The 19,311-nt window shown below is 58.8% G+C and carries 23 protein-coding genes; 7 read left to right on the forward strand and 16 right to left on the reverse strand.

The window, feature by feature from the left end; translation table 11 throughout:
* Nucleotides 1-62: 62 nt before the first annotated feature.
* From EFR00_RS25065 to EFR00_RS25085, 5 genes are all read right to left on the reverse strand, one after another.
* A complete protein-coding gene (locus tag EFR00_RS25065) occupies nt 63-2,021 on the reverse strand; it encodes a transposase domain-containing protein (RefSeq protein ID WP_077991845.1) in 1,959 nt (652 codons plus the stop codon).
* A 2-nt stretch (nt 2,022-2,023) separates the two neighbouring features.
* Nucleotides 2,024-2,482, reverse strand: a complete 459-nt coding sequence (locus tag EFR00_RS25070) for a hypothetical protein (protein WP_037140437.1) — start codon at nt 2,480-2,482, stop codon at nt 2,024-2,026.
* Entirely contained in the window at nt 2,475-3,326 is an 852-nt protein-coding gene (locus EFR00_RS25075; protein WP_077991841.1) for a ParB N-terminal domain-containing protein, read from the reverse strand. Before EFR00_RS25075 ends, EFR00_RS25070 begins: the two co-directional genes overlap by 8 nt.
* Entirely contained in the window at nt 3,326-3,688 is a 363-nt protein-coding gene (locus EFR00_RS25080) for a hypothetical protein (protein ID WP_009994519.1), read from the reverse strand. The genes EFR00_RS25075 and EFR00_RS25080 overlap by 1 nt, the downstream gene beginning before the upstream one ends.
* Before the next feature lie 127 nt (nt 3,689-3,815).
* The gene (locus EFR00_RS25085) at nt 3,816-4,148 is read right to left on the reverse strand and encodes a helix-turn-helix domain-containing protein (protein WP_009994523.1); all 333 of its coding nucleotides are present in this window, start codon (nt 4,146-4,148) and stop codon (nt 3,816-3,818) included.
* Nucleotides 4,149-4,291: 143 nt separating this feature from the next.
* Here EFR00_RS25085 and EFR00_RS25090 point away from each other — a divergent pair, with 143 nt between their 5' ends.
* The 3 genes from EFR00_RS25090 (at nt 4,292) to EFR00_RS25100 (ending at nt 7,893) form a co-directional block, all read left to right on the forward strand.
* The gene (locus tag EFR00_RS25090) at nt 4,292-4,966 is read left to right on the forward strand and encodes an XRE family transcriptional regulator (RefSeq protein ID WP_086156315.1); all 675 of its coding nucleotides are present in this window, start codon (nt 4,292-4,294) and stop codon (nt 4,964-4,966) included.
* A 165-nt stretch (nt 4,967-5,131) separates the two neighbouring features.
* Nucleotides 5,132-5,368 (forward strand): hypothetical protein, encoded by a 237-nt coding sequence (locus EFR00_RS25095; RefSeq protein WP_009993382.1) that lies wholly within the window; start codon nt 5,132-5,134, stop codon nt 5,366-5,368.
* Between the two features lie 233 nt (nt 5,369-5,601).
* On the forward strand, nt 5,602-7,893 hold the full coding sequence (locus tag EFR00_RS25100) for an AAA family ATPase (RefSeq protein WP_077991840.1): 2,292 nt from the start codon (nt 5,602-5,604) through the stop codon (nt 7,891-7,893).
* 33 nt (nt 7,894-7,926) lie between these two features.
* On the opposite strand, the gene EFR00_RS25105 is transcribed toward EFR00_RS25100, so the two are convergent.
* Nucleotides 7,927-8,736, reverse strand: a complete 810-nt coding sequence (locus EFR00_RS25105; RefSeq protein WP_125461985.1) for a hypothetical protein — start codon at nt 8,734-8,736, stop codon at nt 7,927-7,929.
* A 589-nt stretch (nt 8,737-9,325) separates the two neighbouring features.
* A complete protein-coding gene (locus tag EFR00_RS25110; RefSeq protein ID WP_164519044.1) occupies nt 9,326-10,420 on the reverse strand; it encodes a DUF4238 domain-containing protein in 1,095 nt (364 codons plus the stop codon).
* 126 nt (nt 10,421-10,546) lie between these two features.
* Here EFR00_RS25110 and EFR00_RS25115 point away from each other — a divergent pair, with 126 nt between their 5' ends.
* Nucleotides 10,547-11,392: a hypothetical protein gene (locus EFR00_RS25115; protein ID WP_077991828.1), complete on the forward strand. Its 846-nt coding sequence runs from the start codon at nt 10,547-10,549 to the stop codon at nt 11,390-11,392.
* Between the two features lie 910 nt (nt 11,393-12,302).
* Here EFR00_RS25115 and EFR00_RS25120 read toward each other — a convergent pair.
* Nucleotides 12,303-12,497, reverse strand: coding sequence for a hypothetical protein (locus tag EFR00_RS25120; protein ID WP_009996354.1), 195 nt, complete (start codon nt 12,495-12,497; stop codon nt 12,303-12,305).
* Nucleotides 12,498-12,722: 225 nt separating this feature from the next.
* Here EFR00_RS25120 and EFR00_RS33155 point away from each other — a divergent pair, with 225 nt between their 5' ends.
* Nucleotides 12,723-12,869, forward strand: coding sequence for a hypothetical protein (locus EFR00_RS33155; protein WP_004677729.1), 147 nt, complete (start codon nt 12,723-12,725; stop codon nt 12,867-12,869).
* 328 nt (nt 12,870-13,197) lie between these two features.
* Here the strand turns inward: EFR00_RS33155 and EFR00_RS25125 are convergent, their stop codons facing one another.
* Nucleotides 13,198-13,749, reverse strand: a complete 552-nt coding sequence (locus EFR00_RS25125) for a hypothetical protein (protein ID WP_009994284.1) — start codon at nt 13,747-13,749, stop codon at nt 13,198-13,200.
* A gap of 541 nt (nt 13,750-14,290) precedes the next feature.
* Here EFR00_RS25125 and EFR00_RS25130 point away from each other — a divergent pair.
* Nucleotides 14,291-15,028, forward strand: a complete 738-nt coding sequence (locus tag EFR00_RS25130) for an SIMPL domain-containing protein (protein WP_009994282.1) — start codon at nt 14,291-14,293, stop codon at nt 15,026-15,028.
* A gap of 337 nt (nt 15,029-15,365) precedes the next feature.
* On the opposite strand, the gene EFR00_RS25135 is transcribed toward EFR00_RS25130, so the two are convergent.
* The 5 genes from EFR00_RS25135 to EFR00_RS25155 all read right to left on the reverse strand — a co-directional run bounded on the left by EFR00_RS25135 (nt 15,366) and on the right by EFR00_RS25155 (nt 17,945).
* Nucleotides 15,366-15,707, reverse strand: coding sequence for a hypothetical protein (locus EFR00_RS25135; protein WP_077991825.1), 342 nt, complete (start codon nt 15,705-15,707; stop codon nt 15,366-15,368).
* A 229-nt stretch (nt 15,708-15,936) separates the two neighbouring features.
* The gene (locus EFR00_RS25140) at nt 15,937-16,242 is read right to left on the reverse strand and encodes a hypothetical protein (protein ID WP_039621119.1); all 306 of its coding nucleotides are present in this window, start codon (nt 16,240-16,242) and stop codon (nt 15,937-15,939) included.
* A gap of 183 nt (nt 16,243-16,425) precedes the next feature.
* Entirely contained in the window at nt 16,426-16,848 is a 423-nt protein-coding gene (locus EFR00_RS25145; RefSeq protein WP_077991816.1) for a secondary thiamine-phosphate synthase enzyme YjbQ, read from the reverse strand.
* Between the two features lie 71 nt (nt 16,849-16,919).
* Complete coding sequence (locus tag EFR00_RS25150; RefSeq protein WP_009983973.1) at nt 16,920-17,273, reverse strand: DUF1428 domain-containing protein; 354 nt, start codon at nt 17,271-17,273, stop codon at nt 16,920-16,922.
* Between the two features lie 93 nt (nt 17,274-17,366).
* Nucleotides 17,367-17,945: a DUF922 domain-containing Zn-dependent protease gene (locus tag EFR00_RS25155; RefSeq protein WP_225882541.1), complete on the reverse strand. Its 579-nt coding sequence runs from the start codon at nt 17,943-17,945 to the stop codon at nt 17,367-17,369.
* 230 nt (nt 17,946-18,175) lie between these two features.
* Between EFR00_RS25155 and EFR00_RS25160 the strand changes: the two genes are divergently transcribed.
* On the forward strand, nt 18,176-18,421 hold the full coding sequence (locus tag EFR00_RS25160; protein WP_010055759.1) for a DUF6894 family protein: 246 nt from the start codon (nt 18,176-18,178) through the stop codon (nt 18,419-18,421).
* Between the two features lie 137 nt (nt 18,422-18,558).
* On the opposite strand, the gene EFR00_RS25165 is transcribed toward EFR00_RS25160, so the two are convergent.
* Together EFR00_RS25165 and EFR00_RS25170 are read right to left on the reverse strand one after the other, a co-directional pair.
* Entirely contained in the window at nt 18,559-18,804 is a 246-nt protein-coding gene (locus tag EFR00_RS25165; RefSeq protein WP_038690270.1) for a DUF6894 family protein, read from the reverse strand.
* A 73-nt stretch (nt 18,805-18,877) separates the two neighbouring features.
* Nucleotides 18,878-19,276 carry a DUF427 domain-containing protein gene (locus tag EFR00_RS25170; RefSeq protein ID WP_077991814.1) on the reverse strand — a complete coding sequence of 133 codons (399 nt, stop codon included), beginning with the start codon at nt 19,274-19,276 and terminating at the stop codon, nt 18,878-18,880.
* Nucleotides 19,277-19,311: the final 35 nt, after the last annotated feature.

Consider the following 19,311-nt stretch of genomic DNA (forward strand, 5'->3'; position numbering starts at 1 on the left):
CCCAATTTTTTTGTCGGAACCGGACGCACTACATTTCGGCTCTGCTACTCCGGTCGGACGCACTACTCTCCCGACCGATCCCCCTTCGGGAATTGGATGATCGCGTGCTCGCCCGACACTCGGGACAAGGCGCGCGAAAAACTGTCTTCGAAGGCGCCGTCGTCGCTCACCGGCTGCTGCTTCAGCGCCAGATTGCCTCTCGACAGGCGTGTTACTTTCGGACGGATCGGCTCCGCTGCCAGCGGTGTCGCGGGCTCGCCCTTGGAGAGAAGATCGGCGAGCTGGGCAGCAGTGAGCGCTGCGGTCGCGGCCTTCTCGGCGGCGACTGCCTTCTGATAATCGCGGCGCTTGCGGGCGTGCTGCCGAGCCGCCTCCTGATCGTCAAAGCCGGCATCCGCGATGCAAGGCGCTTCGCAGATCAGGGTATTCTTGAGATCGTAGACACGGATCGACCCGTGCAGATTGTCTGGGTCGAAGCGGATCGTCACCTTCTGACCGGCATACTGGTTCAGCTCCCGGCTCCAGTAGCGGTTGCCGTGATAGTGGATCTCCCCACTGCCCTTTTGAGCCCGGATGACTTCCGACGCGAGGAGCCAAAGCGAACGTTGCGCCGCCGTCGGCCACCGCACGATTGCTCCGGAGTCGATGCTTGCCTGAAACGTCTCATCGAAGCTGCGGCCTTTGCAGGTCTGCGACTTGCGCCCGGCCAGGGCATTGTGCTCGGCGATTTCGCGGGCAACATGAGCGCGGAACCCCTCAAGCGGAACCGCGCGGCTTCCGTAGTTTTCAGGCTTGGCATCCGGCTTGTTGCCGGTGTATGCGCCGGCGCAGTACGGGTGCTTGGCGATATTCTCCGCCAAATCCCCCCAGGCGCGCTCGATCGGCTTCGACTGGCCCGAATAGGGATTTGTCCAGCGCGGCTCGATGCCGAGCGTGACGAGCAATCCTTCCGGATCTTCCTCTCGCACCTTGAAGCGATAACGGGTCGCCGCACCGCCCGAGATCCATTTCGAAGCGAAGGATCGGCCGTTATCGAGGTAAATACGGTCGGGAATGCCGAAGCGCTCGACCATATCGCCGATGACAAGACGCACCGTTTCCTTGTTTTCGCTGTCGGAAATCCGCCATGCGACGATCTTGCCGGAATAGAGGTCCTGGATGCCGAGCAGGAACATGCGAACCGGCTGTTCCGACCAGGGCACCGACACGAAGACGTCCAGCTTATGGCCGTCCATGTTGACCATCTGCATGGCATGCAGGTGCGAACGCGTTCGCCGCTGGGCCGGATAAAGCCCCTTTGACCTTTCCTTGCCTTTGCGCGCGAGCTGCTGGACTGCGGCGGACACCTCGGCATCGAGGCGGCGGCGAAGGGACCGCTCATGCGGTATCGGCGACCATCCCTGCTTCTCGGCGACCTTGATCATGCGGCGATAGCAGGTGGAGAACTTCGGCGCCTCGGCGCGCAGATAATCCGACGTCAGGTATTCCCACGCCTTTGGATGGCAGACCGAGCGACTCCGTTCATTGGTGTAGTTCGGCGCCAGTGCAGCAAGCCAATCCTGGCGGTCGATGCCCTCGACCCTGCTGCGCCACTCGTAGAGCGCCGACTTTTCGACGCCGCCCTTGTTGCAGGCCATGAGGACCGCAGCCTTAGCGGACATGCCGGCTCGCTCTAGCTCATCAGCCAGTTGAAGAGTCTTCAAACGGGTTTCACAGACCGTTTTCTGATGCGCTGGCAACGCTTCGTAGCGCTGCCAGAGAGCCTTCTTCTCCTGCGCTTTCAGATCCTTGTCGTCGTTTGCTGGAGCTGAATGGACGATCAGCAAGCGCGTTTGCGCCGCCTGCGGCAGAAGTGAAACGTGATATTCCCATACCGGCTTCGTCTTGCCCTTCACCCGCCGAGCCGTCGCCTCGTTCCCACGCCACTTCGCGCGGGCCAGGTTGTCGAGGCTTTTCTCCGTGCGCGGAAGGTCCGGCAGGTTTGCAGCGACCAACTCGGCTATGGTGTAGAACTGCTTCACGTTTATCGTCCGCGTCGCTTGATGTTGATGGGAGTGGACCGGAGCGCCTTCAACTCCTGGGCAAGCGCCCGCTGCTCCTGTTGCAGCCGGGCGATTTCGGCCAGGCGTGCTTCGTCGCCCTCAAGCATGATCAGGCCATCCTCAGAGACAATCAGATCCCAAAGCCAGAGAGCGCCCGTCGCTCGTACGAATGCCTTGAAGCGGACAAGGCTGATGTCGTGGGAGACCTTGCTTTCCGCCGTGTAGGCGTCGAGCGTCGTCTTGGAGAGGTTCGGCAGGCCGAGATATTGCGCCATGCGAGCTGCGACGACTTCGCGGCTGTGCGGGCATTCCCGGATCGCCTGCGCCATCGCCCGCTTCAGCCTTGCGCGGAAACGCTCGATGTCGATGGTGACAGCAGCCTGGCGAACGGGAAAGAGCGGCTGCAGGAAGAAGTCGAGCTGCGCGGGATGTTTACTCATCGCCGGCCTCGCTACGGATTTCTGCCATCAGCACGTCCGGCTCATCGCCTAAGCCTATATGGGCGAGGAACTGGTTGCGGGTCTCCTCACTGGCGTCTTCCCAGGCTGTGACGAGACGAGACAGCAGGGTCGCCTGCTCGATCTGCGCCTTCGAGAGCTTCGGCGCAGGCTCGACTAACGCGAGTGCCTTTTTCAGATCCGGCTCGGCCCGAAAGGCAATCGCTGCCTGGCGCTGCTTTTGCGGTTCCATCTTGGCGATCTTCAGAAGGGCGGATTGATTATCGGCGACTGGAGTGCCGCGAACTGCCGCGCGAACATCGGGGTGGACGTTCTGTGCAATCTTGTTCAGATATTCGACGGCGCGCCGGGAGATACCCATTCGATCCGCGACGTGCTTCGAAAAGCTTCCAGCTTCCGCCTCGTCCGACAGTAATTGCGCAAGGTTTGCGCGATTTCCGGGTCGGCCCGCCTCAACCTTCCCGTACTTGCCTTCCCAAACATCACGATAGGTTTGTACGAAGACGGCGCGGTCCAGCACCGACAGCTCATTTCGAAAAAGGTTCTCGGTGATCTCAATGAGCTGGGCTTCGGCCTTGTCACCTTCGACGATCATCGCGTCGATTTCGGGCTCTTCATTGATCTGTTCTGCCCGGATACGATGGGCGCCTGCGACAAGGGTGTATTTGCCGCCCTTCGCATTGGGCGTGCTGCGAACAGTGATGGGGTTGATCAGGCCATGCTCGACGATGCTCTGAGCAATCGCGATCGCGTGCTCTTCTTCAACAGCGCGCAGCCGCTCCGGAATGACGATGTCTGAAATCAGGATGCGTTTGAATTCGGCCATTATGCGACTTCTTCTTCTGCTGTCGTTTGGAGGGTGATGAGCGCGCGGGCGCGTAGCGCCATCGTCTTGTAGTGAGCGGAGAAGCGCAGACTGCCGAGGCGCGCATCGACCGTGCGGAGCGCCCGGTTGATCGCTTCGCGAGAACGATTTTCGGCCTCGACGACGCGCCGCTTCGGCCACTTCAGTTCCGTGACCATGAGGTGCATCACGATCTGGCGCGCGAGCGCCGCGTCAAACCAGTCGTGCGGCGGGTCAACGATTTCGCCAACCGCGAGGTGCGGAAAGCCTTCCCGGACTGCCGCAAAGCAGGCGTGAAGATGCGCGTGATAGAGCGCGTTCTGGTCGAAAACATTCAAGCTCATGGCATCACGCTCGCGAGCAGAGCAACTGCCGCCGCCGTCAAGCCCGCGAACGTCACGCCGAAAATCAGGATCAGATTTGCAAGCTCGCAAACCGGGGAGCGTGAGGGAATGAAGGGGTTGCGCATGTCTATGCCGCCGTGCCGTTTTGGCGTTGTGCCATCGTGGCGGGACGCTCATAGTTCTCGCGGGGTTGAGGGGATTTCCGCAGACCGGAGGCGTGGTAACGCGACCGCCACAGCAGATGTGGCCTTGTACCGAGAGCTGCAGCGATCGCCCTCTCCCCAGCCGCATTGGGTTCCCGGAGCGTCGTTCCAGCCGTTCCACGCGGGAGCTGATAGGTTCGATCGATATCGAGAAGAGAAAGGCCGGCGGTAAAAAGCCGACCTTTGATCGCTGTCATCTCAGCAATCTTGTCGATCGCCTTCCGGGTCTTCTTGTCCGCCTGCTGGGGCCGGTGCATAGTGGATCCTCGTGGTGATGAGGGAGGCCCTGGCCGGCCTCCCTTTTCATGGGTGATTTGGTCCGTATTTATGGAGAGGATAGCAATTTTCTGCCATGTGGCAAGCAGATTTCTGCTAGTCACGCAGAAATCTGCGAATAAGCATGAGTGATTTAGGCGCAAGAATCCGCGAAGCCGCTGGATTGATTGGTGGCTTGGATAAACTGGAAGCCGAACTTTCTGGCGTGAGCAGGCGAACGCTGTCCGACTACGTGTCGGAAAAAAGCGAACCTAAGGCATCAACGGTAATTGAGATCGCTCAAGCCACGGGGGTCTCCATCGCCTGGCTGATGGGCGAGGACGGCCGGGGCGATTCTGGCAAGAATCCGCCAGCGGAGGTGACCGACAACGTTGTGCGGCTTCCGAGGTTCGACGCGCGAGCCTCCGCGGGCCGGGGACTGGTGCCCGTAAATGAGATGCCGATCGGCGAAGTGGCGTTCGCTCGCGACTTCCTTCGCAACCTCGGCGCAAACCCTGATTACTGCTACATCTTGGAAGCTCGCGGCGACTCCATGTGGCCGACGATACCGGACGGCGCACTGCTCATCGCCGACGCCTCGAAAACCGAAGTCGATGACGGGCGCATTTACCATTTCAACGTGATGGACCGGGCCCTTGTTAAGCGTGCCCGATGGTCTCTAGACGGCAAACTCTACCTTACTTCTGACAACATGGCCGCTGGTTATCCTCCGGAAGAGTTTACGGCGGATCGCATCGACGAATTACACGTTGGTGGACGGATCATGTTCACCGGCCACGCGCCTATGCCCGTCCGATAATCCACTGGTTGTCCACAGGCGCCGCAAGGTTCGATTTCAGCGCTCCAGTAGGCGCTGCGGCAACCAATATCCACACGCGCAGCCGAGTCGGCAGATGTCCGGTTGACTTTACAACCCAGGAGAACAAAATAAGAACATCGGTTTTACAGAACGAAAGGATTGCCGATGTCATTATGTGAGAAGTTTATCGTTATGCCATTTAAGAAAGTGCGCGGGAACATTGCTCCCGGTGAAATGCGGCAAGCTTCGAACTCCGCAGCTGCAGAACGGCTCGCCGGCGCGATGGCAGACAGGTTCGTTGGTGTCGCTGCTTATGCAGTGATGGTGGACATGGAGAGCGGCGATATGAGCAGCCCACGCGTTCTATGCCAATACGGCGAGATTGCGGATATCGCAGCCTGAGCAGGCAACAAATGCCAATCATTGAAAACCGAGGGCGTGAAGACGCCCTTTAGAAAAGCCTGGAAATGGCAAGCAAATCGACCGATTGCCTAACTGCGCCTGCCATTTCCTTAAAGGGCCGCTATCGACTCGAAGCGGACCCGACATTCGGCGGCTCGCTGTTGCCTGTTTGGCGCAACCTTTGCTAGATATCATGACATTTTACTTTGTGCTTTGCGGGGGATGCTGCTGGTATGATCGAACATATTCAACTTCTCAGGAATGTCGGCCAGTACGATAATCTTAACCCGCCGGCGCAGACGGCACTTACGCCTTTCACGTTGATCTATGGCGAAAACGCTCGCGGAAAGACCACACTGGCGGCAGTGCTGCGGTCGCTAGCGACCGGCGACCCCAAGCTTGTTCTCGAGCGCCACCGCCTCGGCGCACAGCATCCGCCACACGTTGTTATTCGCCACGCTGGAGGAGCCGCAGTTTTCCAGAACGGGGCGTGGTCGCACCCGCTGCCTAACGTTGCGATTTTCGACGATGTTTTCGTTACGGCAAACGTCTGCTCGGGAATCGAACTTCAATCGGGGCATCGCCAAAACCTGCATGAACTGATTCTCGGTGCGCGGGGCGTTGCGCTCAGCCGCGCGCTGCAGGGACACGTTGCTCGGATCGAAGAGCACAACACTGCGCTGCGCAACCTCGCCGAAGCCATCCCTGCCGGAGCCCTTGGCCCCTACAAAGTTGATGCCTTCTGCGATCTTGAACGGGACGCGGAGATAGACCAGAAGATTCAGGAAGCGGAAAGGAGGCTGGCTGCGGCACGGTCGGCCGATGTAATAAGGCAAAGACCAGGATTTCAAACGATCCAGCTCCCTGATTTTGACATCGACGGCATTGATATCGTTATGAGGCGCACTCTTGCCGATGTCGAAGCCGCCGCCGCGGAGCGCGCGCGCAGCCACATCGGGAAACTGGGGCGCAGTGGTGAAAACTGGGTATCTGAGGGCATGACACTTATCGCGCCTGCATCTGTCGGAGGCGAAGCGGAGGTCTGCCCGTTTTGCGCACAAAATCTCGCGGGCTCTGATCTGATTGCCCACTACCGCGCTTATTTCAGCCAGGAGTATGAGGATCTAAAGGCCACAATACGGCAGACTGGGATAGGGGTGCGCGATACCCATGGCGGAGACATTCCATCCGCCTTTGAGCGGAACGTGCGTACCGCTGCGCAGGCTCATGAGTTTTGGAAGGATTTCGCAGAGCTGCCTGCACTCGACATCGATACGGCGGAAGTAGCCCGGAAGTGGAATGCAGCGCGCGAGTCCGTCCTTGAACAGCTTCGCGCAAAGGCGGCTTCGCCATTGGAAGCAATGGCTCTTACGGACGAAACACGGCGGTCCATCCAAGCTTATCGCGCGTGTATCGCTGAAGTGACAGCACTCTCGGAACGCTTCGTAGGTGCCAACGCCCGGTTGGAACTCGTCAAAGAGCAAGCTGCCGCAGACGACCTTTCTGCATTGCGCACCGACCTCGCCAAACTGAATGCGCAAAAAGCGCGATTCGAGCCGGAAGTCCTGCCTCACTGCGCAGCCTACATTACAGAGAAGGCCGCGAAAACGGCAACGGAGGCGCTTCGGACGCAGGCCCGCGCGGCCCTCGATCAGTACCGGCAGCAGATTTTCCCTGCCTTTGAGGCGGCGATCAACGACTACCTGCGCCGCTTCGGCGCGCCGTTTCGGCTCGGGGAAGTTCAATCGGTCAACAACAGGTCGGGCTCGTCGGCATCGTATGTCATCGTTATTAACCAGCAGAATGTAGACGTTACGGCCGACGCTGGCCCATGCTTCAGAAACACCCTTAGCGCGGGAGACCGCAACACCCTCGCCCTCGCATTCTTTTTTGCATCGCTGGAACAGGATCCGGATCTCGCGAACAAAATTGTCTTGATCGACGATCCGATGACAAGCCTCGACGACCACCGCACTTTGCGGACCCGCGAGGAAATCATGGCGTTAGCCGCAAGGGTTCGCCAGGTGATTGTACTCTCGCATTCCAAGCCGTTCTTATGCAGCCTTTGGGAGCAGGCTGACAGGAACAGTTCCATCGCCTTGAGAATCAATAGGGCAGCGGTCGGTTCTGAAATCGCGGTGTGGGATGTTCGTAGCGACAGTATTTCCGAGCACGACAAGCGCCATGAACTCGTCCGGGGGTACCTGCAGGTTGCCAATCCTGCTCGGGAACGCGAGGTGGCCCAGGCGCTGAGGCCGATACTAGAGTCATTTATGCGAGTGGCGTACCCTGAGCAATTTCCTCCGGGGACGCTTCTTGGACCGTTCATTAACATATGTGAACAGCGCGTCGGCGGGCCTAACGGAATACTCTCGGCGGCCGATATTGTCGAACTCAAATTGTTGCTCAACTACGCAAATCGGTTTCACCATGACTCCAACCCGGCCTGGCAGACGGCCGCTATCAACGATGCAGAGCTGTCCGACTTCTCACACCGCACGCTGATCTTCGCATCGCGGCGCTGATATATTCATTAGTCAGTGCCCGGTGCCACGGCCTTAGCTTTTTGGGTCGAGACGATCTAGCGCGGATATCAGGCCCATTTGGCCCATGGACCAGATCACGAGTCCCCGCCCGCCGTCAGCAATACTGGGGGATGTGTCTTCAATCAGCGCGAGCGCTTCCTCGTCAGTCAACTTTCGACCCGCCATCGCGCAGAGATAGGCATAGCTGGCCGGATACGTGCCTCGAAGAAGATGCCAGAAGTCATCGGGGATTGAAGTTGCCCTCAAGGCGGCTTTGCTGATGATCCACCCATCCGCACCTCCAGCTGCAAGCTCAACGAGGATTCCGTCTAAAAAAATAGGTTCAGCCTGATAGGCCAATATCTTCGCCGCGCGCGTGTCGTGCGACTTCAGCCAGTAATTGAATATTGCCTCTGCGTCGAATAACGACTTGTCGGAAGCCATGGCTTTGAGCCACCGACCCGCGGTGCCGCTCGTCTCGCGATCAATCCAACGTTCGAGAACCACGTGACGAGTCGCAACAGGCAACCAAGAATAGACGGCTGAGAGAAGCGCGTCCACGCGTGTTCGCAAGACATGATTGTCCTCGTGAAGCGATTGCGCTGTCTCAACAAGAAGCGAAAGCCGCTCCGCAAGTTCTCCATCGGAGAGGCGTAAAAGCCGTAACAGTCTTCCACGAAGGGCCATGCGCAAGGGCGCTTCAGCCTCCAGTGTGCTACAAATCGCCTCGCAGAGTTCGTCAAAAGTCAGGCAAGCAACGTAGGCGTGAAGCAAGCTACGTTCCGTTCCGTAAGGTGCCGGACTTTTGGCGCAGTTGTAGATGCGCTCCAATTTTTCACTCAACGAATATCCCATGCGCATAAGTTTACCGGATTCTGACTGTACAATGCGAGGGCGAATGTCCCTTCACATTCGAAAATGTCGACGCTTTGAATGACTGCATTGAAGGCGCAACGCGGACATCGCAATACGGCCACATGTGGAAATCTCCCCGACACCCGAACGCAGGCCATCCGCTTGATTTCTTTGCTCATTAGAGAATGTGAAAGATTTCCGCGTTCACGTGGCAATCTTTTTTGCCGGAAAGGCCAAAAGCGCGACGCGCGCGATCGCTCATTGCGTCGCGAACAACCTAAGAAGCCTTGTTTAGTAGGCTTGAAGGGTACTTGAAGGCGGTTGGAGGTTTTCTCGAAAGCATTTTGAGGCAAGCATCCAGTTCAGGCAGGTTTGTCAATGAGACTGCCCTTCGGCAATTCGAACTGTCAAAGATAACTGACGGGATTTCCCGCTCCGCCCCTGCTAAGGCCCTGATTTTAGGTGTCTTCGCGTACGATCCCGGATAATCCCAAAGATTCCCACATATTCCGGATACTGGTGTCAGACAACAGCCGGACACGAAAATCCGGAATTTTGACATCAGGTTCCGGAATTTTCAAAATACTGTCGACCATCTTAGGGTCCCACTTCGAGATTCAAGTGACCCCCTCGGTGGCGCAGTCGTCCTTCTCTTTTCGACTGTCCCTTCGAGCAACCGAGGTTCGTGATCTGTGGCAAAAACGCTTTCGACAAACCTCCGTTGCGACAGGTCATTTGCGTAACCAAACTTAACTGCGTTCGTCATAACAGTGCGGTTCGATTGCATCACGATATCCCGAGAGGGTGTCCTTCGGAGATCCGTGAGAAACGTCGGATTTGAGGCAGCAACAAAAAGCAGGCTTGGGCCGACAGGAAGGGCCAGGTGCCCCTGAGGACTTTTCAAGGCTGCGCTTCTCACGATGGGTCGATCTGAGGTCATTAGCCGCAAATTTGACTTCGATGTCTCGATCACCCCCCAGTGCATTTGATTTATGTGGGTCCCTATCGTTTCGTTATCAATGAACCTTTGAAACATTTCAAACAGCGTTCGCTCGTGCTCCCACTGAGGCCGAGAGAGTAGGTAATCTCGAAAAGTTGCTGGATCGTCCGACTGCCGTATGTCGGCATACTTTGCCTCGCTGTCAGCGTCGCTCGCCACGCTTTCCTCTGCCCAATAGGCACGCAACAAAGCCAAATCCTCCGGACAACGAAGTAGGAGCGAAAGCAGGAAGCGCGTCCAGGCGGTGCGGCTGTCCACATCCCATTTTACCCCGTCACCATAACGCTCCAGCGCAGCCAGCGCTTCGCTAGCCTGCGAGTCGACCGGCTTGAAGAAATTCTCTTCCACTTGATTCGTCAGGGCGGGTTCGAAATCCCGCAACGCGTAAAGACCCTCAAGATATCCTGTGCCATCTGGAAAAAGCCGACGATCAATAACTCGTTGATGGGGGCGGCTGTAGACTACTAACCGGCCATCGCCTTTATCGGCCCACCTCTTGGTGTAAAACTTGGGAATGTAGTGGTGCTTTTTCGGGGGGTTCTGAACAAAGACATCGGATTCGCCATTGTTTGAAATGTCACTCCATGAATTTTGACACGAACGAAGCCGCTCGTAGCGACCAATAAATATCGCCGTGCTATTTTCGCGAGTGTAATCTCGGCTTTCAAGCATACTAGATGGCATTGATGAGGAGGGTTCAAACTGTCAAGACAGTCCATATTCTGGCCCGGGTTCAGGGGCGTCTTTGATTCGACTGCACTTAGGTCACTTCCGCTCCAGTTCGAAGCGCGGTCTCGTATGATCCTCGAAGCAATAGGCTACGCGGCAGATGCGATCGAAATGTCCATGGGAAGGGCCTATGACTCGTTGTTATCGGTTCAGGCGAGGAGCACCGATGGCCTCTTCAAGCCAAGTCATAAAGAAACGGTCGGCATTTTCTCAGATTGTTGGTCAACCGTTGATCAATTTTACGCTCTTACCAAACTGCTTTCAAAGCTGGATGAGCTCAAGTCGCGCGAACACGTTGCAAGGTTTCTAACGCTTAGCCGGACGATATCTGATCTTCGGAACCACATGGATCATTTGAGCAGCAATCTAACCTCGCCAAACAGCAAGCTGTTTGCGTCGACGAACATGCCACCGCTCTTCGGAGCTCTGACGTTCACATGGCTGCACGAACAGCTTTTCACCGCAGCAGGCAGATACCGCCGACATGTGATGTGGTACCTACCGGCATCCGGCCATCATACTCAGACAACGCTTTCAGTAGAACAAAATACAGATCCTCCGCACTTCTCTCCCATCGACAACGTCTTTCTTCACGCCTGGAAATTTAAGCTGAATCTCAGTGAAACAACCAGTTTCGCGCTGGAGGCAGCTCGAGAGGCTTCCAATTTTGCGGAGTCGGCTGTCGCTGGCTTGACAGCCGAGCAAGGACTTCAGGTCGAAGACTTGCGACTGGTTCGAGCCTATTCAAATCTGTCGTGCAGGGTCACTCGGTCTCAGGAAGCCGATGTTCAGTTCCGATCATTTAACGAGGGCACTTTCACCGCCGTGAACCAAAAACAGGACCGGACACAATGGCAGTTTATCGAGTATGGTGAACCTCTATTAGTGGAAGATGAGCCTGACGGCGGCCACTGAAGCCAACGAAATCACGTGCTCTTACACGAGCTAACTTTCGTCATGATACACGCCCAGGCGAGATTGAAAAACAACCAGAGCTGGCTCTATATTAGCGAACCTGCGGCCCCGATGGTCCCGAGCTTCGACAACTCGGACAGCCTAGGACACCTGCAGGCCCCGTCCCGCTGTCGATGTAGCAGTCCTCATACGACCAAGTGAAACGCCAGCGGGAGTCGAACGGGATCTATCGGAAGCTACTGCAGATGCAGACGATAGACCGATGCTGCCGTGAAGGCCGGGTTAAAGCCATTCGACGGTGCGCTCCCACGCAACCCTAATGGGCTGCGCCGGCGTGGTCCAGAAAGGGCTTTCCTATGAGGAAACGCACCTACTTGACCGTCAAAGTCAAAGTGGATGTTGCGGACTGCCTTTTTGGTATCGCCGCTATCCTTCACTTCTTCTTCTGACCTTTGGGCTCCTGGCAACGGGAGCCCTTTGTTTGCGGAGATGGGCAGGCCGTTATGATAAGTTCCTTGGCAGGGCTACCCTTCCCCCACTGATCGAATACGTCAGATCGGCTTCATGGAACTGGAATCTCGTAAAGGTATTCCGAATTTCCCGACTGTTTGATCGAGAGGACAAATCGCCCTTTAAGGCACTTCAAACGCTCTCCGATGAGGGCGCTCCCGAAATACGGCGGATCGAGGTAGAAGAGCGTTCCCGGTCGATCATGACACGCAGTTCTGAGGAATGGCTCAACATACTGAACAAGGTCTGGAAGGAAACACGCACGGCCTAGGTTCAGGACTCATCGCGGCAACTATCAGCTTCTGGCTGCCGCAATGAGTCCTGAGCCTAGGCGTTCGAACGGTGCCTTACAACCGGATCTTGTGTTCAAACTTAACGCCACTGCCGATCGACACGGGTTTTAATAGCTGCAGGAACGCCCATCGCTCGGCCTGAACCCATCCGTGCAAGCCGGATTGAGCGGACGGCTTTCCTGATAGTAGCTGCCGTTGATCGACGACGTCTGATCGAGGTCAGGGGACGAAGTGCAGGCCGAAATGATCGTGGCAAGGCTGATCAGCGTTCCGGTCGCGACAACTGCGAAAAAGCGGTTCATCTGAGCTTCTCCTTCGGAGGGCTTGGCTTTAGCCAAGTGCCCAATCTACCACGCCACGTCGGCAGCCGCCGAGGATTTATGGCGACGGATTGCCCCGATGGGCTCTTCTAACGCCAATGTGATCATCCACTGTCACATAACTGTCATGCAAAATTGCCCATTGCGACGGCAGCTTGGGCAAAATATATGCTGCCGGCTAACAAAAAAAAGAATGAGTGAAATGCCATGAGTGCCATACAGAAACTTTTCAACCGCAATCTCCTGTCCCGTTTCGTGACCGGTCTCGGTGCGGTTCCCCAGCGTTTTCGCGAAGCCCGCGAAGAGCGCAAGCCTGCCATCCATCCCTCTTTCATGGATGATTTCGGCGCTTAATTCAGCGCTGCATCCTTCAGCGGTCACGGCAAATCCGGTTCCGGATGATGTAAGGCTTTCCGCCAGGGATAGCGAAGCAACCACGCGGTTGCGGTCCTAGCCACACAAGCTCCCCACCCTCCGTCGTCCTCGGGCTTGACCCGAGGACCCATAGCCCCAAGTACTGCGTTGGCGTTCGCACTGACAATGGCGACCGCAGCCCAGCAGCTCGCGCGCCGCGTGCGGCATGGATACTCGGGTCAAGCCCGAGTATGACGGAGGGTGGGAGACGCTCCCCTGCCCTCCGTGGGTCTCAGGGCTCGACCCGAGGAACCACGGATGCGCGTCCTCAGTTTACCGCGGGCGCTGCCGGTTCGCCCCAGCTCGACATCGGTTGGCCGGCCCTGGTCGCCACGCGCGCATCATAGAGCGCGAGCGAAGCCTGCAGCTGCCGCATGTCGTTACAGCGGTTGATGATGCCGCCGATATATTGCACGCAGTCGCTGGCGCTGCCCTGCATCGAGCCCGTCGCCCAATCCTTGACGATGCCGTCGGCGCCCACCAGGAAATAGGACAGCCGGTTGTTTTGCGACACAGTCGAGTTGCCGACCAGGCCGGCGAAATTCGTGCCGGTCTCGGTTTTGGCGGCAGGCGCCATATGCCGGTAGACCGTCATGCCGTTCGTCAATGGTGTCGCGGCGATCATCGGGTCGTAGGTTGCTTCGGAACCGGAAAGCCGCGCCATCGGCGACTGGTCGAGATTGGCGATGTCAGCATAGGGTTTGCCCAAGGCATAGCTGGTGAAGGAGCGGTTGGCGGCGTTCTCCGCCTTTTCAGCCACCTGAGTGCAGCCTGCCAAGCCGATGGCGAGGCCGATTGGTAGAATTGTGATGAAGCGCATGTTGTCCCCCTTGCCGGGCACAGCGTGTCCGGAGCCCCTGTTTCTTAACCCGCGGTATTTGCTAGCAGGTTTGGGGGAATTGGGAAGCTGGTGCGCCTTTCACGAACCCGCAGGAATGGAGAGGCTGTGCCGTGGCCGCCGCCTTTGCCCTGCCGCCACGCAGGCAAAAAACGCACCGCCGTTACCGGCGTCTGGTGGGAGCGTCACCTCGAACTCCCTCATTCCTGTGCCTGTCACAGGAATCCAGCCACCGCGCGTCTGCGCGGTGAATAATCATCAACGTTGAACAGAGTCTCTCGCGCCCAAGGACTTGGGCGCACTGGATTCCTGTGACAAGCACAGGAATGAGGGAGAGTGACGTGAACGTCTTCCAACCAATCTTCCCGACATGGGGATATCCGGCAGGCTAGAGGGGATTACACGGCAACGCCTCTCCGCATATTTTTCTCTCGCCACACGCTCGCCCTTCCCTTCCGCCGCAATAGCTTCACAATCAACCGACAGAAAGTTCATCCGGGAAACGACAACTAGGGAATGAAACATGGCGCCGAACCTGTCCAAGACTGTTCTGATGACTGCCCTTCTGGCCCTGCCGCTGGCGGCGGCAGCGCCTGTATTGGCGCAGGAGGCAAAGCCGCGCGAGGCGGTGATTTCGGTGACGGGGGATGGCGAATCGCCCATGGCGCCCGACATGGCCATCGTAACTCTTTCCGTCGTCAAGCAGGCGAAAACCGCCCGCGAAGCGCTCGACGACAACAACAAGGCGATGAAAGACGTGCTCGACGCGCTGAAGAGCGGCGGCATTGCCGAGCGCGATCTGCAGACCTCCGGCTTTTCCATCCAGCCGCAATATAATTATCCGCAGCCGGTCGACGGCCAGCAGCAGCAGCCGCAGCTGATCGGCTACCAGACCATCAATGCGGTCACCGTCAGGCTGCGCGATCTCGCCAAGCTCGGCCAGGTGATCGACCAGTCCGTCACGCTCGGCATCAACCAGGGTGGCGACATCCAGTTCACCAACGACAAGCCGGAAGCAGCGCTCGAAGAGGCGCGCAAAAACGCCGTCGCGGAGGCGGTCAAGAAGGCGAAGACGCTGAGTGAAGCAGCCGGCGTCAAGCTCGGCCGCATCATCGAGATCAACGAGAACGAGCCGCGGCCGCTGCCGCAGCCGGCCTATCGCGCCACGATGATGAAGGAAGCCGACGCCGCCGTTCCCGTGCAGGGCGGCGAGACCACCTACCATGTCAGCGTCACGGTGACGTTTGCGATCGAGCCGTGAAATGAAGGCGTCGCGCGTCTGCCCCTCATCCGCCTGCCGGGACCGACCGGGGTCGAGCCACGGGTCTCGACCCGTCCTTCGGACCCCCGTTCTGACGGGGAGAAGGGGATATGCCGCGACCTCTCCGTCCCCCGCGAACCTCTAGCATGGCACGTCCCCTCGCCCCGTTTACGGGGAGAGGGTTAGGGTGAGGGGCAGCCTTTGGGTCCAAACCCGAGGAAAGAGCGCAGCTGCCATCAAACAAGCTCACAAAAGAAAACCGCCCTTGCCGATCGGGGAGACTGGCAAAGGCGGCTCTGGCCGCCGCATCGGAGACGAGGCGGTATTCTGCCTAATATCAGCGGCGGCGCAGCGCCGGGCAGCCGCGGACGTTGCCGAAGCTCATTTCGTCGGGGCCGCGGCGGGTCCAGCCCTGGACGATGACGCGGCGCGGGGTAATGTCGACGACGCGGGCGCGGCGGAGGCCGTAATCGCGGGCGAGATCTTCGGCGAGCCTGGGATCACAGCCGCGCGGCCGGCGATCGAAGCCCGGAGGCGGACGGCGGTAATCGCGCGGCGGCTCACGCTCCGGATCGCCGATAATGATACTGAACTGCGCAGCGGCGGGGGCCGCCGTGCCGGCAAGGGTGCCTGTTATCAGCATGGCGGCAAGACCCGCCTTTGCCAGAAACTGCATCATCGAAAAACCTTTCGTTTCAAAGTCGGTGCGGCCAAGCCGCCGTCCCCCCATCACGCCAAAGCGCTACCGGGAATCACTTATACAAATCAGAGAAGAGACGGCGGAAAGTGGCGCCGTCAAGGCAAAACGGCCGGCAAGCGTCGCATCGGCGCTTGCCGGCCCGGTCCCTCCGGCGCCGCGTGGCTTTTTGAGACACGCAAACAACGCTGCAGGCCTTCAGGTCCAGACCTTAGCGCCGGATCAGCGGGCAGCCGCGGACATTGGCGAAGACCATCCTGTCCCAGCCGCGGCGGTCACGCCCGGAAACGACCACGACGCGCGGCGACATACGGGTGATATGGGCTCGGCGCAGGCCGAAGTCGCGGGCCTTGCGCACCGCATGCATCGGCGAGCAGCCGCGGATCGGGCGATGATATTGCGCCTCGACGATGAAGTTCGTCTGCGGCCCGGCGGCAGCGGCCGTGGAGGTCGTGGCCGGAATGGAGCAGAGGGCGAGCACTGCGGCAAAGCAAGCCTTGGTGAGGAAATGCGTCATCAGGTGTCTCCGTCGATTGGTCTTTGTTTTCTTAATCTCTCCCCTGAGGGGATTGTGTCGACAATAGACGCGGCAAACTGAACGGCGTTCGAACCGGCCATTCAGTTTGCATTCACAAGAAGATGAGCAGTTTTCTCGCCCGATCGGATTTGCGCGATCATTTGGGTCTGGCGCCGCTTTCTCTCAGGAACCGAGATGCAGCACGATCTCGCGCCGGTGCGGCCGGTCGCGGTGTTCGAAGAGGTAGATGCCCTGCCAGGTGCCGAGCATCAGCCGGCCGCGTGCGACGGGAATGCCGATCGACACCTGCGTCAGCGCCGCCTTGATATGGGCCGGCATATCGTCAGGCCCTTCGGCCCTGTGCACGACCCAGCCCATCGACGGATCGGAGGCCGGCGGCACGAGGCGGCGGAAGAAGGAAAGAAGGTCGCTGCGCACATCGGGATCGGCATTTTCCTGGATCAGCAGCGAACAGGAGGTGTGGCGCACGAAGACGGTGAGAAGCCCCTCCTCCTGCCCGGCGGCATCGACGAAGGCCTCCGCCTGGTTGGTGAATTCGTAAAGGCCCTGGCCACGCGTGGCCAAGGTGAGGATTGTCTGGGGCACGGGCGCTCTCCGTCTCGCAATGTTCCCTCGCGAGTTGGCGCGCCATGACGGGCGAGTCAATGCTTTCTCGTTCAAAGCTTGAGCAGTGTCTCGAAACCGCCATAGATCATCCGCTTGCCGTCGAACGGCATCTGCCATTGGTCGCCCTTGAGCCGCGGATCGGCCATCACCTTGGCATTGATATCGTCGCGTTCCTGGCGCGATCGATAGGTGATCCAGGAGAAAACCACCACCTCGTCCTCCCTCGCCTGGACGGCGCGGGGAAAGGAGGTGAGCTCGCCATAGGGCACGTCGTCGCCGATGCATTCGACATATTCGAGCGCGCCATATTCCTTCCACAGCGAGCCGGCGAAGGTCGAAAACTTTTTATAGGCCTCGATATTTTCCCTCGGCACCGCCACGATGAAACCATCGACATAGGACATCGCATGTCTCCTCCATCTCTCCGTTAGCGAGAGAAATAGGAGGTCAGCGGGGCTGGTCCAGGGATGCAGCGGCAGGCAAGCCCTCTCAGGCAATCACGGCCCGTTCACCAGCTTGAGGATGAGCTGCTGGATATTGCCGCCGTCGCCCATTTCGACCTTGTCGAAGTCGCGGCCGCGCTGGCGCTGTCTTGCGGAGATCTCGCCGAGGCGCCGCGTCAGTTCGACCCTGATCTTCTTGCAGTCGGGATCGTCGGCAGCAGTCAGGCCGACGCTCGTCGCCTCGATTTCCCTGACCATCTCCTTGATGGTCTCGCCATGCACGCGCTCATGTGCGGCAACACCCGATATGAAACCGTCCCAGCTGCTCCTGACGGCCGGCGGCAGCGCGGCCGAGGGCTTGGGCAGCGTATAGGTGATGATGAGCTTCGGCCGGTTGGTCGTGATCACGCAGGCATTGCCCTGCGGTTCATATTTGCGGGTCCAGGTGAGTTTGAACGTCGTATGCGCGATCACCCGGCCGGTGACCCCGGCCTTCGGCCCGTGCTCGCCGATCGATTCGTAGAGTGCCGCACCCGACATGCCCGAGATCGCATAGGGCCGCACCTCTTCCACCGCCTGCCATCCCTCGGCCAGTGCCGCGGCCGGCAGCGAGGCGACAATCGCCGCCAACATCCAAGATACGAATTCTGCCCTCACGCGCGCCCTCGCCGAACAATGTTTTGGCGCGACCCTAACGGCAGCGGTCGAAGCTTTCAACGCATCATCGGCAGGCATCGTTACAAGGGTCAGCAGCAGCTGCCGAACTATGTCGATCCGGCCAGTATTTTCTATGGGAATCAACGGCGAGCGACGGGAACAATTGTCTTCATCGGTAATTTCCCCTGTGACGCGCAGGAAAGAACATGGCTCGCTACTATTTCGATCTGCACAACGGGGAAGGTCCAACGCGCGACGAGCACGGCACCGAGCTCAAATCTCGTGAAGACATTCCCAAAGAAGTGACCCGCATCCTGCTGGATGTGGCCCGCGACGAGCTGCCCGCAAGTGATCGCACGACGATCGCCGTGACCGTCCGCAACGAAAGCGGCGAACCTGTCACGGTTGCCAGCCTCGTCTTCAGCAACGAATGGCTCGACGTCATTCGATGACGGCCTCGATCAGGGTTGCCGCCGTCATACCTGCGCATCAATCCACACTCGGATTGATCCGGCGACGCGAAGACCCGCTTTCATAGGCAACAAAATTTGACATCGTTCCGCAATGCGGGCGACGCTATCGGCAGCGATCAGGCCGGCGGCTGTTTCGCGATCTCTTCGAGGATCAGCCGGATTTCCGCCAGCGGCCGCCGGCTTTCATCGAAGAGCTCCACCGAGAGCATATTCAAGGGCGCAGCCGGAAGGCCCTCGGCGGCCATCTCCGCAAGCACGCGCCGCGCCTCCGCTTTGGCGGCCTCGACCGTTTCGAACTCATACCCGGTTTCGGTCGCCCCGGCGCCATCGCGATCGAACAGTTGAAAATAGAATTTTGGCACGACACATCCTCGCTAGATGGCGCTCAAACGATCCCGCGTGCAACATGTTCCCGCATCGATGCCGGGCCGGCCGTCAGAAGCTGCCGGCTTCCGGGGAGGCCATTTCCTCGATGCTGTCGACGCGGTCGGGATAGAAGGCGAGATGATCCTTGATGTTGCTGACGGCGGCATGCGGCGTCTCATAGGTCCAGACGGCATTCTCGCCGCGTTCGCCGCCGGGAATGATGCTGTAATAGGCGGCGTCGCCCTTATAAGGGCAATGCGTGCTGTGGTCGGTGCGCTGCAGCAACGACATGTCGACATCCTTGCGCGGAATATATTGCACCGGCGGATAGGAGGCTTCGCGCAGCGTCAGCGCGTCGCGGCTGTCGGCCATCGTCCTGCCGCCGAGCGTGACGACGACGCGGCAGGGATTGTGCTCGACGGTGATCGGATGGTCCGGCCCCGGGATCCTGATCGATTTATCGGACATGCGGTTCGTCTCCAGAAGCGATCGATCCCGGTAAG

Source organism: Rhizobium sophoriradicis (assembly GCF_003939025.1).
Classification (GTDB): domain Bacteria; phylum Pseudomonadota; class Alphaproteobacteria; order Rhizobiales; family Rhizobiaceae; genus Rhizobium; species Rhizobium sophoriradicis.

What these genes read in the sequence shown, in the direction of transcription:
- EFR00_RS25075 (WP_077991841.1), bottom strand. Translation starts at nt 3,326, where the DNA reads ATGGCCGAATTCAAACGCATCCTGATTTCAGACATCGTCATTCCGGAG.
- EFR00_RS25135 (WP_077991825.1), bottom strand. Translation starts at nt 15,707, where the DNA reads ATGATGCAGTTTCTGGCAAAGGCGGGTCTTGCCGCCATGCTGATAACA.
- EFR00_RS25070 (WP_037140437.1), bottom strand. Translation starts at nt 2,482, where the DNA reads ATGAGTAAACATCCCGCGCAGCTCGACTTCTTCCTGCAGCCGCTCTTT.
- EFR00_RS25085 (WP_009994523.1), bottom strand. Translation starts at nt 4,148, where the DNA reads ATGCACCGGCCCCAGCAGGCGGACAAGAAGACCCGGAAGGCGATCGAC.
- EFR00_RS25140 (WP_039621119.1), bottom strand. Translation starts at nt 16,242, where the DNA reads ATGACGCATTTCCTCACCAAGGCTTGCTTTGCCGCAGTGCTCGCCCTC.
- EFR00_RS25120 (WP_009996354.1), bottom strand. Translation starts at nt 12,497, where the DNA reads ATGAACCGCTTTTTCGCAGTTGTCGCGACCGGAACGCTGATCAGCCTT.
- EFR00_RS25100 (WP_077991840.1), top strand. Translation starts at nt 5,602, where the DNA reads ATGATCGAACATATTCAACTTCTCAGGAATGTCGGCCAGTACGATAAT.
- EFR00_RS25110 (WP_164519044.1), bottom strand. Translation starts at nt 10,420, where the DNA reads ATGCTTGAAAGCCGAGATTACACTCGCGAAAATAGCACGGCGATATTT.
- EFR00_RS25115 (WP_077991828.1), top strand. Translation starts at nt 10,547, where the DNA reads ATGATCCTCGAAGCAATAGGCTACGCGGCAGATGCGATCGAAATGTCC.
- EFR00_RS25155 (WP_225882541.1), bottom strand. Translation starts at nt 17,945, where the DNA reads ATGTTGGCGGCGATTGTCGCCTCGCTGCCGGCCGCGGCACTGGCCGAG.
- EFR00_RS25170 (WP_077991814.1), bottom strand. Translation starts at nt 19,276, where the DNA reads ATGTCCGATAAATCGATCAGGATCCCGGGGCCGGACCATCCGATCACC.
- EFR00_RS25125 (WP_009994284.1), bottom strand. Translation starts at nt 13,749, where the DNA reads ATGCGCTTCATCACAATTCTACCAATCGGCCTCGCCATCGGCTTGGCA.
- EFR00_RS25160 (WP_010055759.1), top strand. Translation starts at nt 18,176, where the DNA reads ATGGCTCGCTACTATTTCGATCTGCACAACGGGGAAGGTCCAACGCGC.
- EFR00_RS25130 (WP_009994282.1), top strand. Translation starts at nt 14,291, where the DNA reads ATGGCGCCGAACCTGTCCAAGACTGTTCTGATGACTGCCCTTCTGGCC.
- EFR00_RS25150 (WP_009983973.1), bottom strand. Translation starts at nt 17,273, where the DNA reads ATGTCCTATGTCGATGGTTTCATCGTGGCGGTGCCGAGGGAAAATATC.
- EFR00_RS25095 (WP_009993382.1), top strand. Translation starts at nt 5,132, where the DNA reads ATGTCATTATGTGAGAAGTTTATCGTTATGCCATTTAAGAAAGTGCGC.
- EFR00_RS25090 (WP_086156315.1), top strand. Translation starts at nt 4,292, where the DNA reads ATGAGTGATTTAGGCGCAAGAATCCGCGAAGCCGCTGGATTGATTGGT.
- EFR00_RS33155 (WP_004677729.1), top strand. Translation starts at nt 12,723, where the DNA reads ATGAGTGCCATACAGAAACTTTTCAACCGCAATCTCCTGTCCCGTTTC.
- EFR00_RS25080 (WP_009994519.1), bottom strand. Translation starts at nt 3,688, where the DNA reads ATGAGCTTGAATGTTTTCGACCAGAACGCGCTCTATCACGCGCATCTT.